The sequence below is a fragment of the Kineococcus sp. G2 genome (assembly GCF_037154035.1).
Lineage (GTDB): Bacteria > Actinomycetota > Actinomycetes > Actinomycetales > Kineococcaceae > Kineococcus.
The window spans coordinates 1-12,544 of sequence record NZ_JBBBEM010000076.1 but is presented as its reverse complement, the minus strand read 5'-3'; the positions used below and the strand labels follow the sequence as shown (position 1 = coordinate 12,544).

General features: G+C 74.8%; 11 protein-coding genes. 8 read left to right on the top strand and 3 right to left on the bottom strand.

The genetic code is table 11. The features are described 5' to 3' along the window. The first annotated feature begins 2 nt into the window (after positions 1–2). Together V9U69_RS12025 and V9U69_RS12020 are read left to right on the top strand one after the other, a co-directional pair. Positions 3–680, top strand: coding sequence for a DUF305 domain-containing protein (locus V9U69_RS12025; protein ID WP_337062055.1), 678 nt, complete (start codon positions 3–5; stop codon positions 678–680). Beyond that, on the top strand, positions 677–1,084 hold the full coding sequence (locus tag V9U69_RS12020; protein WP_337062054.1) for a (deoxy)nucleoside triphosphate pyrophosphohydrolase: 408 nt from the start codon (positions 677–679) through the stop codon (positions 1,082–1,084). Before V9U69_RS12025 ends, V9U69_RS12020 begins: the two co-directional genes overlap by 4 nt. Positions 1,085–1,091: 7 nt before the next feature. Here V9U69_RS12020 and V9U69_RS12015 read toward each other — a convergent pair whose 3' ends face one another. Further along, positions 1,092–2,723, bottom strand: a complete 1,632-nt coding sequence (locus V9U69_RS12015) for a BCCT family transporter (protein ID WP_337062053.1) — start codon at positions 2,721–2,723, stop codon at positions 1,092–1,094. Positions 2,724–2,915: 192 nt separating this feature from the next. On the opposite strand from V9U69_RS12015, the gene typA reads away from it, so the two are divergent. The 4 genes from typA to V9U69_RS11995 all read left to right on the top strand — a co-directional run bounded on the left by typA (position 2,916) and on the right by V9U69_RS11995 (position 8,695). After that, complete coding sequence (typA, locus tag V9U69_RS12010; protein ID WP_442907747.1) at positions 2,916–4,808, top strand: translational GTPase TypA; 1,893 nt, start codon at positions 2,916–2,918, stop codon at positions 4,806–4,808. Positions 4,809–4,883: 75 nt separating this feature from the next. Further along, positions 4,884–5,417: a Uma2 family endonuclease gene (locus tag V9U69_RS12005; protein ID WP_337062052.1), complete on the top strand. Its 534-nt coding sequence runs from the start codon at positions 4,884–4,886 to the stop codon at positions 5,415–5,417. A gap of 195 nt (positions 5,418–5,612) precedes the next feature. After that, on the top strand, positions 5,613–6,554 hold the full coding sequence (gene mshB, locus V9U69_RS12000) for an N-acetyl-1-D-myo-inositol-2-amino-2-deoxy-alpha-D-glucopyranoside deacetylase (RefSeq protein ID WP_442907748.1): 942 nt from the start codon (positions 5,613–5,615) through the stop codon (positions 6,552–6,554). Between the two features lie 170 nt (positions 6,555–6,724). Next, positions 6,725–8,695 (top strand): AAA family ATPase, encoded by a 1,971-nt coding sequence (locus tag V9U69_RS11995; protein WP_337062091.1) that lies wholly within the window; start codon positions 6,725–6,727, stop codon positions 8,693–8,695. A 449-nt stretch (positions 8,696–9,144) separates the two neighbouring features. Here the strand turns inward: V9U69_RS11995 and V9U69_RS11990 are convergent, their stop codons facing one another. After that, the gene (locus V9U69_RS11990) at positions 9,145–9,840 is read right to left on the bottom strand and encodes a helix-turn-helix transcriptional regulator (protein ID WP_337062050.1); all 696 of its coding nucleotides are present in this window, start codon (positions 9,838–9,840) and stop codon (positions 9,145–9,147) included. Between the two features lie 64 nt (positions 9,841–9,904). Between V9U69_RS11990 and V9U69_RS11985 the strand changes: the two genes are divergently transcribed. Together V9U69_RS11985 and V9U69_RS11980 are read left to right on the top strand one after the other, a co-directional pair. After that, entirely contained in the window at positions 9,905–10,504 is a 600-nt protein-coding gene (locus V9U69_RS11985; RefSeq protein ID WP_337062049.1) for a dienelactone hydrolase family protein, read from the top strand. Between the two features lie 127 nt (positions 10,505–10,631). After that, positions 10,632–11,261: a maleylpyruvate isomerase family mycothiol-dependent enzyme gene (locus V9U69_RS11980; RefSeq protein ID WP_337062048.1), complete on the top strand. Its 630-nt coding sequence runs from the start codon at positions 10,632–10,634 to the stop codon at positions 11,259–11,261. A 95-nt stretch (positions 11,262–11,356) separates the two neighbouring features. Here the strand turns inward: V9U69_RS11980 and V9U69_RS11975 are convergent, their stop codons facing one another. Beyond that, entirely contained in the window at positions 11,357–12,400 is a 1,044-nt protein-coding gene (locus tag V9U69_RS11975; RefSeq protein ID WP_337062047.1) for a GNAT family N-acetyltransferase, read from the bottom strand. Between the last annotated feature and the right edge of the window lie 144 nt (positions 12,401–12,544).

Sequence of the window (12,544 nt, the reverse complement as noted above, 5' to 3'; positions counted from 1 at the left end):
GCGTGAGCCTCCCCGGACGCACCCGGTCCCGCGCCGTGCGCCTCGTGCTGGTCGTCGCCGCCGTGCTGGTGGCCCTCGTCGGCGGAGTGCTCGTCGGCCGGGCGCTGCCCGACGCGCCCGGTGAGCGCTCGGCCGCGGTCGGCTTCGCGCGGGACATGACCGTCCACCACCAGCAGGCGATCGCCATGGCGTACGAGGCGATCCAGGAGGCGCCCAGCGCCGAGGTCCGCCAGCTGGCCGTGGACATCGCCTCCACGCAGGGCAACCAGGTCGGCCGCATGCAGGCCCTGCTGCGCGAGTGGGGCCACCCGCTGACCGGCTCCGCGCCCGCGATGGCGTGGATGGCGTCCGCCGACGCCCACGCCCCTCACGCCGAGCAGGCCCAGCAGGGCGGGGCCCCCATGCCGGGCATGGCGAGCGCCGAGGAGATGGCCCGGCTGGCGGAGCTGACGGGCCAGGAGTTCGAGGTCCACTTCCTGCAGCTGATGCTGCGCCACCACGCCGGGGGCCTGCAGATGGCCGAGGCGGGCGCCGAGCTCGTCGGTGACGAGCAGCTGCGCGAGCTGGCCGAAGCGATCGCGACCAGCCAGAGCAGCGAGACGCAGGTGCTGGAGGACCTGCTCACCGAGCGCGGCGCCGAGCCGCTGCCCCTCCCGGCGGCCGAGGCGGCCGGGGCGTGAGGCTCGTGGTGGGGGCGGCGCTGGTCGACGATCTGCGCCGCCCCCGTTCCCTGCTGGCCGCGCGGCGCAGCGCTCCGCCGGCGCTCGCGGGCAGGTGGGAGCTGCCCGGCGGCAAGGTGGAGCCGGGGGAGGAGCCGGTGGCGGCGCTGCACCGCGAGCTGCGCGAGGAGCTCGGGGTGGACGTCGAGCTCGGTGCGGAGGTGCCGGGCCCCGCCGGCGGCGCGTGGCCGCTCGGCGGGGACCTCGTGATGCGGGTCTGGTGGGCCCGGGTGCTGCGTGGTGGTCCTGCCCCGTTGCAGGACCACGACGAGCTGCGGTGGCTGTCGCCGGGGGAGTGGTCCTCGGTGGACTGGCTGCCCGGCGACGTCCCGCTCGTGCAGCGGCTGGCCGCGACGGCGGGGTGAGCGCCGGTCAGCGCCTCCCGGCGTCCTCCGGCACGGCACCGTCCGCGTGCGCACCGCCCGGGCGCGCGGCGTCGGCGACCCGGTCGCGGTGGTCGGCGCGCAGGTCCTTCGCCAGCGCCACGCACAGGCCGATCATCACGACCAGGAACGGTGCCGCCACGATGATCGCGACGTTCTTCAGCGCCTGGATGCCGCCGCCGGTCGAGCCGCCGACACCCAGCAGGATGGCGGCCGTGGCGCCGGTGAGCAGCGCCCACGCGACCGTCACCCAGCGGTTCGGCTCGCCGGCGCCGTTCGAGCTGAGCGAGCCCATGACGATGCTCGCCGAGTCCGCGCTCGTGACGAAGTAGATGACGATCATCAGCACGACGACGATCGAGCTGATCGCGCCCAGCGGCAGGGAGTCCAGCACGGTGAAGAACTGGCTCTCCTGCGCCAGCTCGCTGATGTCGGTGCCCTCCTGGAACTGCGCGTGCAGCGCGGTGCCGCCCAGGACGGAGAACCAGACCAGCGCGATGGCGCTGGGGGCCGCGACCACGCCGAGGACGAACTCGCGGATGGTGCGGCCCCGGGAGATGCGGGCCAGGAAGGTGCCGACGAAGGGCGCCCAGGACATCCACCAGGCCCAGTAGAAGATCGTCCAGCCGGACAGCCACTCGTCGCCGCCGTAGGCGCCGGTGCGGAAGGAGATCCGCGGCAGCTGGGAGAGGTAGTTGCCCGCCGTGGAGGGGGCCAGGTTCAGGATGAAGACCGTCGGCCCGACGACGAAGAGGAACAGCAGCAGCAGGACCGAGAGGACCATGTTGGTGTTCGAGAGCCACTTGATGCCGCGCTCGATGCCGCTGAAGGCGGACAGCACGAAGCAGGCGGTGAGGATCACGACGATCCAGACCTGGGCCGAGGTGCTGATCTCCACGCCGAACACCTGGTCCAGGCCGCCGTTGATCTGCGCCGCGCCCAGCCCGAGCGAGGTGGCGGTGCCGAAGAGGGTCGCGAAGATGGCGAGGACGTCGATGACCTTCGCCGGGCCGGTGCGCCCGCGCAGCAGCGGCGCGAAGGGGGCGGAGAAGCCGCCGCTGCGGCCCTTGCGGTACCAGGCGTAGGCCAGGGCGAGGCCCACCACGGCGTAGATGGACCACGGGTGCAGGGCCCAGTGGAACATCGCGTAGATCATCGCGTAGCGCTCGGCGTTCAGGGTGCCGGGCTCGATGTCGGCCTCGGGCGGGGTGAGGGTGTGCGAGATCGGCTCGCTGACGCCGTAGAACAGCAGGCCGATGCCCATGCCGGCGCTGAACATCATGGCGAACCACGAGGCGGTGGAGAACTCCGGGCGGTCGTCGTCGCGGCTGAGGCGGGTCCTGCCGTGCTTGGAGAGCATCAGCCAGGCGGCGAAGACCACGAAGCCGGTGGCGCCGAGCACGAAGGCCCAGCCGAAGTTCGTGGTCAGCCAGGTCAGCACCTCGCCGGAGACGGTGGCGAAGCCCTCGGGGAAGGCCAGGGCGAGACCGAGGAAGACCAGGACCGCGACGGCGCTGACGCCGAACACGACCTTGTCGACCGGGTACCGGCTGTGGCCCTCGGAGGGCTGCTCGGCGGTCGCTCCGGAGGTGGACGATCGGTGGTCAGGTGGTGCGGACATGACCCACAGGGTGGCACGGGATGCTCCTTCGTACCCATTGAGCAGTGGTTCAAACGCACTAGCCGGTCAGCGTCTTCGCAGGTCAGAGTCTTGCTGCGAGGTGCAGGGAGAGCGGTGGCGGACCGGCGGGCCGACCCCGGCGGCTAGACTGGGGCGTCCCCACCCCCGCGCACCGGATCGAGATTCCTCCCCATGCCCCTGAGCACCCGCGAAGACCTGCGCAACGTCGCGATCGTCGCCCACGTCGACCACGGCAAGACGACGCTCGTCGACGCGATGCTCTGGCAGTCCGGCGCGTTCCGGGCCAACGCCGACGTCGCCGACCGCGTCATGGACTCCGGCGACCTCGAGCGCGAGAAGGGCATCACCATCCTCGCGAAGAACACCTCGGTCCGGTACGCCGGCCCGGGTGCCCCCGAGGGCGGCATGACCATCAACATCATCGACACCCCCGGCCACGCCGACTTCGGCGGTGAGGTCGAGCGCGGCCTGTCCATGGTCGACGGCGTCGTGCTGCTCGTGGACGCCTCCGAGGGCCCGCTGCCGCAGACCCGCTTCGTGCTGCGCAAGGCGCTGGCCGCCGGCATGCCCGTCGTCATCGTCGTCAACAAGGTCGACCGCCCCGACGCGCGCATCGAGGCCGTGGTGGAGGAGACCTACGACCTGCTGCTGGACCTCGCCGCGGACGCGGAGGGCATCGACGCCGACGCGCTGCTGGAGGTGCCCGTCGTCTACGCCTCGGCGAAGAACGGCCGGGCCTCCACCAACCGCCCCGCCGACGGGGGCCTGCCGGACTCCGAGGACCTCGTCCCGCTGTTCCAGACGATCCTCGACGCCGTCCCGGCGCCGACCTACGACCCCGAGACCCCGCTGCAGGCGCACGTCACCAACCTCGACGCCTCCCCGTTCCTGGGCCGCCTGGCCCTGCTGCGCATCCACTCCGGCGAGCTGGTCAAGGGCCAGCAGGTCGCCTGGTGCCGGCACGACGGCACCGTGCAGCGGGTGAAGGTCACCGAACTGCTCGTCACCGAGGCCGTCGAACGCGTGCCCGGCGAGAAGGCCGGCCCCGGCGACATCGTCGCCGTCGCCGGCATCGAGGACATCACCATCGGCGAGACGCTCGCCGACCCCGAGGACCCCCGCCCGCTGCCGCTCATCACGGTCGACGAGCCGGCCATCTCGATGACCATCGGCACCAACACCTCCCCGATGGCCGGCCGCGTCAAGGGCGCCAAGGTCACCGCCCGCCTGGTCAAGGACCGCCTCGACAAGGAGCTCGTCGGCAACGTCTCCATCCGCGTGCTGCCCACCGAGCGCCCGGACGCCTGGGAGGTGCAGGGCCGCGGTGAGCTGGCGCTGGCGATCCTCGTCGAGCAGATGCGCCGCGAGGGCTACGAGCTGACCGTCGGCAAGCCGCAGGTCGTCACCCGCAAGGACGAGGACGGCAAGCTCCTCGAGCCCTTCGAGAACCTGACGATCGACTCCCCCGAGGAGTACCTGGGCGCGATCACGCAGCTGCTCGCCGCCCGCAAGGGCCGCATGGAGACGATGACCAACCACGGCACCGGCTGGGTGCGCATGGAGTTCTACGTCCCCTCCCGCGGGCTCATCGGCTTCCGCACCGAGTTCCTCACCGAGACGCGCGGCACCGGCATCGCGCACGCGCTGTTCTCGCAGTACGACCACTGGGCCGGTGAGATCCGCACCCGCGCCTCCGGCTCCCTGGTGGCCGACCGCTCCGGCGCGGCCACCGGCTTCGCCATCGCGAACCTGCAGGAGCGCGGCCAGCTGTTCATCGAGCCGACCACCGAGGTGTACGAGGGCATGATCGTCGGGGAGAACTCCCGCGCCGACGACATGGACGTCAACATCACCAAGGAGAAGAAGCTCACCAACATGCGCTCCTCCACCGGTGACGAGCTCGAGCGGCTCGTCCCGGCGAAGAAGCTCTCCCTGGAGCAGGCGCTGGAGTTCTGCCGCGAGGACGAGTGCGTCGAGGTCACCCCGGAGGCCGTGCGCATCCGCAAGGTGGAGCTGGACGCCTCCCAGCGGGCGAAGGCCGCCTCCCGCGCCCGCCGCGGCTGAGGACGACCGGTGCGGGGCGCGGCCGGGTCCGGTGCGCGCCCCGCACCGGGCCCACCCGCTCCTGCAGTGGTCGTCATGACCGCTGAGGCGACGTGGGAGCGGGAGACGCCCATGTCCTGGGAGGAGTACGACGCCCTCGATGACGACGCACCCGGTGAGTACCTCGACGGCAAGCTCGTCGTGAGCCTGCGCCCCAGCCTCGTCCACCAGCGGGCGGTCCTGCGCCTGGCCCTGCTGCTGCAAGGGGCCTTCCCGGACCACGAGGTGCTTCCCGAGGGGGCCTGGAAGCCCGCTGCGGACGAGTTCGCCCCCGACGTCATGGTGATCCCCCGGACGGAGGAGGTGCTGCGCTTCACCGGCACCCCCGTCCTGGTGGTGGAGGTGCTGTCCACGAACCGGGTGCACGACCTGGTGCGCAAGGTGGCCAAGTACGCGGCGCTGGGGCTGCCGCGGTACTGGGTGCTGGACCCCACCGGCCGTCAGCTGCACGACTTCGAACTGAGGGACGGCGTCTTCGAGCGCGTCGCCCTCGTCGCGGAGGAGGGGCGCACCGCCTTCCTGCCCGACGTGCCGATCTCGATGAGCGCCCTGCTGGACGTCCACCGCTGAGCGTCCCCGGACTGCGGTGATCCGCGCGCGGGGCAGGATGGGAGCATGACGACCCTGCCCGGACCCCCCGACGAGCCGGACGCCGCGACCGAGGGCGCCGCCGGTGCCGCCACGCAGGGGCGGGACCCGATGGAGATCGCCGAGGACGTCGTCGACGACGTCGCCCGCGAGCTGGACCCCGCGGAGCTGGCCTCCATGGAGCGCCTGGACCAGCCGCACCGGCTGCTGCTCGTGCACGCCCACCCCGACGACGAGTCCCTCGGCACCGCCCTGACCATGGCGCGCTACGCCGACGCCGGCGCGCACGTGGTGCTGCTGACCGCCACCCGCGGTGAGCTGGGGGAGGTCATCCCGCCCGAGCTGGCCCACCTGACGCCCGACGAGCTCGCCGAGCACCGCACCGGGGAGCTGGCCGCGGCCATGGAGGCGCTCGGCGTCGAGGACCACCGCTTCCTCACCCGTCCCGACGGCAGCGGCTACCGCGACTCCGGCATGGTCTGGGTGGAGCCGGGGCGGGCGGCCGCCGGTGAGGACGTCGACCCGCGGGCGCTGACCGCCGCCGACCCCGAGGAGGTCGCCGGCCGCATCGCGCAGGTGCTGCGCGAGGTGCGCCCGCAGGTCGTCGTCACCTACGAACCCGGCGGCGGGTACGGCCACCCCGACCACGTGCGCGTCGCCGAGGCCACCGCCCGCGCCCTGGTGCTGGCCGCCGGCTCCGGCGACGGCGCCGCGCCCGCCCGGGAGCCGGACGTGCCGTGGCAGGTGGCGAAGGTGTACGAGATCGTCCAGCCCGTCGGCGAGGCTCGTGCCGCGCTGCGCCGGCTGGCGGAGGCGGGGGCACCCGGCGCCGTGGACCCCGACGGCCCGCTGCCCAGCGTCGTCGTGCCCGACGAGCAGGTCACCACCGTGGTCGACGGTGCTGAGCAGCTGCCCGCGAAGATCGCCGCGCTGCGCGCCCACGCCACCCAGGTCGTCCTCGACCTGGACGCGCCGGTGCCCGCGCTGCGGTTGTCGAACGGGGTGCCCCAGCCGCTGACGACCCGCGAGCACTTCCGGCTCGTGCACGGCGTCGCCGCCGGTCCCCTCGACGCCGACGGCCGCGAGACGGACCTCTTCGCGGGCATCGCCACCTCCTGACCGCACCACCCTCGCGTGGTCGCACCTTCACCCTCCGTTGCGCCGGTCGGGGGACCCCGATCCTCCGAACAGGTCACGAACGGTCGTGCCCCTCCCGCGGCGGGGGTTGGCTGGTCGCCAGGCCCGGTGCTCCGTCCGGGCCGGCGAGGAGGGGAGCGACCGTGGCCGAGATGCTCAGGGCACCGCGCGGGCGGGACGGCGCGCCCGGCACCGCGCGCCGCGCCGGCCGGGACGCGGGCGACGTCGGCCGGCTGCGCGAGCGCCGCCGCCGCCGCCGGACCGCCGCGCTGGCCGGGACCGTCCTCGCCGTGGCCGCCGCCGGCGCCGCCCGCGTCGCCACCGGGCGCAGCCTGCTGCCGGCGTGGCCGACGGTGGATCCGCTGTACCTGATGTCCGGGCTGTTCTTCGCGGTGCTCATCGCGGTGCTGCTGGGTCAGACCCTCGTCGCGGGGCGCTCCCCGCACGTGGTGTACCGGCCCGAGCAGATCGACGTGACCCTCGACGACGTCAAGGGCCTGGCCCCCGTCAAGGAGGACGTCGAGCGCAGCCTCGACCTGTTCCTGTCCGCGCGCAGCTTCCGCCGCGACATGGGGGGCCGGCCCCGCCGCGGCCTGCTGTTCGAGGGATCGCCCGGCACCGGCAAGACCCACATGGCCAAGGCCATGGCCCACGAGGCGGGGGTGCCGTTCCTGTTCGTCTCCGCGACCTCGTTCCAGTCCATGTGGTACGGCGCGACCGCCCGCAAGGTGCGCTCGTACTTCCGGGCGCTGCGCAAGGCCGCCCGCGCCGAGGGCGGCGCCATCGCCTTCATCGAGGAGATCGACGCCATCGCCGCCGCCCGCGGCGGCGTGGCCTCCGCCACCCCGGTGACCCCCACCACGGGGGTGCTGGGCTGCGGCGGCCTGACCGGGCTGGCGATGGGCGCGCCCGCCGCCTCCGCACCGGTGCGCCTCGAGCGCCTGGCCAGCAGCGAGGGCGCCAGCGGTGTCGTCAACGAGCTGCTCGTGCAGATGCAGTCCTTCGACGAGCCCACCGCCTCCGAGCGGCTGCGCGGCTGGGCCGTGGACGGCGTCAACCGGTTCCTGCCGGCGCACCGGCGCCTGGCCCGCCCGCGCACCGAGCCCGCCGAGGTCCTCGTCATCGCCGCCACCAACCGCGCCGACTCCCTGGACCCCGCCCTGCTGCGCCCGGGCCGCTTCGACCGCCGCCTCACCTTCGGGCTGCCCGACAAGACCGGCCGCCGCGAGCTCGTCGACCACTTCCTGGCGGCCAAGTCCCACGAGGCGCAGCTCGACGACACCGAGCGCCGCGAGGCCCTGGCCGGCATCACCAACGGCTACAGCCCCGTGATGATCGAGAACCTGCTCGACGAGGCGCTCGTCAACGCGGTGCGCCGCGGCGCGGACGGCATGTCCTGGGCGGACGTGGAGCACGCCCGCCTGGTCACCGAGGTGGGGCTGGGGCAGCCCGTCGGCTACACCGCGCACGAGGAGCGCCTGATCGCCACCCACGAGGCCGGGCACGCCACCGTGGCCTGGCTCGTGGCGCCGCACCGTCGCCTGGAGGTCCTCACCATCGTCAAGCGCGCCGACGCCCTGGGGCTGCTCGCGCACGGCGACGCCGAGGACGTCTACACCCGTTCGCGCGCCGAGCTGGCCGGTTTCATCAAGATCGCGTTCGGCGGGCAGGTCGCCGAGGAGCTGTTCTTCGGCGACGTGTCCACCGGCCCGGCCGGCGACCTGCAGGCGGCCACCTCCACGGCCGCGCAGATGGTCGGTGCCGCCGGCATGGCCGGCACGCTCGTGTCCTTCACCGCCGTGCAGAACGGTGCCCTGGCCGACGGCAACCTCGTCGCCCGCGTCCTCGGCGACGCGGAGGGCCGCCGCCTGGTGGAGAACCTGCTCGCCGAGCAGAAGGACGCCGTGCGCGAGCTGCTCGAGCGGCACCGCCACCTCGTCGCCGCGCTGCGCGACGCCCTGCTGGAGCGGCACGAGCTCATCGGCAGCGAGATCACCGACGTCCTGGAGGCGGCGTGCGCCGCGCACGAGAGCGGGCACGACGCCGGGCACGGGACCACGCACGGCGCCCCGCGGGTCCTGGACCTGCGCGAGGGCGCCGCGCACCGCACGTCCCGGGGCTGACCCCCCGGGAGGCCCGCGCGACCACGACCGGAGGGGAGGCGCGGACGCGCGGGGACGGCGGTCGGCCCGCCCGCGCGCTCCGGGGGGAGGAGCGCGGGCGGGCCGAGCTGTCGGGGTGGGCCGGGAGGCCGGCCGGACCGGGCCGGAGGGCGAGGTGGTTCACCCGCTGCGCAGCCGGGGCCGGGGCCACCCGGGTGCGGTGGCGTCGTCGTGCCGCAGCTCCAGGTGGTGCAGGTGCCCGCGTCGTGTCACGACGTCATCTCGCGGCGCGTCGAACGCCCGAGGCCGACGGCCTGGAAGCGGGACGTCCGGGACGCCTCCGACGACGAACTGGACGACCCCTGCGCCTGGACCCGGTGATCGCGGCGACCGCGTGACCGTGGAACCGGGCGTGGCAGCCGGTGCGTGCCCCTCCACCGGCGTCGGGCGCGCGGAGAGTTGCCGGCCCATCAACGGCGGACGGGGTGCGCGTCGGGTGGTGGGATCCCGAAGATAGCTGCGTCGCGGTTCGGGACGGGCTCTCCGGTGAGGTGAGCGGCTCGGATCCGGTCCAGGCGGAACCACCGCGGAGCCTGGCGCTGACGGCACCAGCCGAGCAGGTACCAGTGGTCGTCGGTGCGCACGAGCAGGTGGGGCTCCACCCGGCGCCGCGTGGATCGACCGGAGGCGTCGCTGTAGTCCAGGGCCAGCACCCGGCGAGCGGCCAGCGCTTCGCCGAGGGAGCTGGTGACGCCGGTGGCCGCCGGTGCCGGGTCTTCGCCGCGGACCCAGACGCGGGCCCCGAGCTCCTCGGCCCGCCTGCGGTCGGCCGGGTGCATGACGTCGAGCACCTTCTCCAGCGCCACCCGCCCGTCGGCGGCGTACGGGGCGCCGCGCTGGGCGGCGAGGGCGGTGGCGACCGCGACGGCTTGAGCGGGTGTGAGGTTGACCGGCGCCAGGGTGGCCTGGGCGTCGAGGACGTAGCCGCCGCCGGGCCCGCTCTGCGCCCAGACCGGTAGCCCGGCCTGCTGCAGCGCCGCGACGTCACGCTTGACGGTGCGGGTGCTCACCTCCAGCCAGCCGGCCAGCTGGGCCGCGGTTCGCCCGCGCGGGCCGGCACGACGCAGCTCCTCGCTCAGGGCGTGCAGCCTGTCGGTGCGGTTCACGTTCAGAACAGTGACAGAGACGGTGACAGGCCGCTGTCACCGAGCACCCCCCACTGTGGGCGGCATGGCTGAGATCGCACTGTTCCACTCCGTGCTCGGAGTCCGCCCCGGGGTGCACGAGGCCGCGCAGCGCCTGCGCGCCGCAGGGCACGAGGTGCTGGTCGTCGACCAGTACGACGGGCGGGTGTTCGACGACTACGAGGAGGCCGGCCGGTACGTCGAGGAGATCGGCTACCCCGCGCTGATGGGCAGGGCGCTCGAGGCCGTCGAGCCGCTGCGGGACGGCTTCGTCGCGGCCGGCTTCTCCAACGGTGCGGGCATGGCCGAGCACGTCGCCACGCAGCGCACCTGCGGCGGGGTGCTGCTGTTCTCCGGTGCGCTGCCGCTGGCCGTGCTCGGCGGCGTGGCCTGGCGCGCGGGCACACCGGCCCAGATCCACTACGCCCAGGACGACCCCTTCCGCCGGCAGGAGTGGATCGACGCCCTCGTCGCCGACATCACCGCCAGCGGCAGCCGTGTCGAGGTCTTCGACCACCCCGGTTCCGGGCACCTGTTCACCGATCCGAGCCTGCCGGGCGAGCACGACCCGCTGGCCGCGGCGAGCCTGTGGGAACGCGCCGAAGCCTTCTGCCGCGACACCGCCCGCGGCACCTGCGGGACCTGAACCCGGCGAGCGCCGGCCGGCCCCGCTGGACCTCCCGGTCATCTTCCGCCTCCCGGCGCGACCGCGGGGTCGCGACCGGTCACGATCACGCGTGGTCAGCGGCGCGGCCCGGTGCCAGGATCGGCCCGTGGACGCGTTCGAGGAGATCGCCGACGAGCGACGGGCCCTGGCCGATCAGCTCGCGGCCCTGACCCCGCAGCAGCAGGCGACCAGGAGCCTGTGCCGGGCCTGGAGCGTCCACGACGTCCTCGCGCACCTGATCATGCCTCTCGAGGTGAGCACCCCGAGGGTCGTGCTGGCCGTGCTCCTGGCGGGTGGCGACTTCGACCGGGCCAACGAGCGGGTGACCCGGCGGCTGGCGCGGCGCCCCTTCGCCGAGATCGTGGACGTGCTGCGCCGGAAGGCGGGCTCCCGGTTCACCCCGCCGGGATCGGGGCCGGAGGCACCCCTGCTCGACGTGCTGGTGCACGGCCTGGACATCCGCTGGCCGCTGCAGCTGCACCGCGACGTCCCGGAACCACGGCTGCGCAAGGCACTGGAGTTCGTCATGACGGCCCCTTCGGGCCTGGTGCCGAAGGGAGCGCTGAGCGGTCTGCGGTTCGAGGCGCAGGACCTCGACTTCGCGCACGGCTCGGGGCCGGTGGTGAGCGGCACGGCCCAGGCGCTGCTGCTGGCAGGCACCGGTCGCGGTGCGGCGCTCGGCGCCCTCACCGGCGAGGGCGTCGACACCTTGCGCGGCCGGCTCGCACCGGGCTGAGGACGCCCCGGCGTTCCGCGTCGACGCTGGTCCCCCCCACCCGTCGAGCGGCCCGCCCCTCTCGGCCCGGACGCGTCCGGCCGCCTCCCGGGAGTTCAGGAGCCCGGGCGCACCCGGTAGTGGTAGGCGTGGTGGACGCCGAACCCGGCCCCGTCGTACAGGGCGCGCGCACCGGGGTTCGCCTCCGCCACCTGCAGGTACGCCGAGGTCGCCCCGCGCTCCCGGCCGAAGGCGGCGACCTCGGCGAGCAGCCGGCGGGCCAGGCCGCGCCGCCGGTGCGAGGGCGCCACCTCCACGGCCGCGACCCCCACCCAGCCCGGGCTGAGGGAGCCGCGCGCCACGGCGACGGTGGCGCCGCGCTCGAGCACCCGCACGAACACCTGCTCGTCGGCGGAGACCAGCACCCGCCGCCCCGCGGGCGGCACCGGCGTCGTGCCGCGGTAGCGGTAGTGCGCCAGCCACGTCTCGTCCGGCTCCGCGGCGCTCGCCACCGAGCAGCCCGCCGGCAGCGGCGCGTCCGCGGCGGCGGGCAGCGCACGCAGCGCCGCGGTCAGCACCAGGGTCGGGGTGTCCACGACCCAGCCGCGCGCGGCCAGCTCGCCCGCCACGGCGGGGGAGTCCGGGGACGCGCCCGCCGCGTGCGGCACGGCCACCCGCGGCGGCAGGCCCCGCCGGTCGTAGAAGTCCTCCACCGCGGCGACGGCCTCGCCCAGCGGCACCCCCGGCGAGCCGATCGCGAGCGCGGAGTTGGCCCGGCCGGTGAACCCGCCGGCCGCGCGCAGCCGCCAGCCGCCGAGGTCCACGCGCTCGTCGGGGCGCCAGTGCTCGGCCATCAGCGCCTCCAGCTCGTCGACGCCGACGGCCTCGTGCGCCGGGCCTCGCCGGCGCGGCGGCGGCGGCACCGCCTTGGCGGCCAGCACGTCCGCGCGCCGCACCCGCACCTCGCCCCGCCGCGTCGCCACGACCAGCTCCGCCTCCCCGGCGGCCACCAGCTCGCCCAGGGCGTCACCCGCCGAGCCGTCCGCGAGCCGGTGGCGCACCACCACCCGCGCGCCCACCACGAGCTCGTGCTCGCGCAGCACGTGCGCCAGCCCGGCCCCGGCGCCCACCGCGTCCCCGCCCACCGCGTCCCCGCCCACCGGCTCCCCTCCGATCCCCGACGGCGAGCACCGGCGGCGTCCGCGATACTAGGAGGACGCGTCCGGCGGACCGTTGCGCCGGAGGAGGAGGACACCCGTGACCTACGTCATCGCCCAGCCCTGCGTGGACGTCAAGGACAAGGC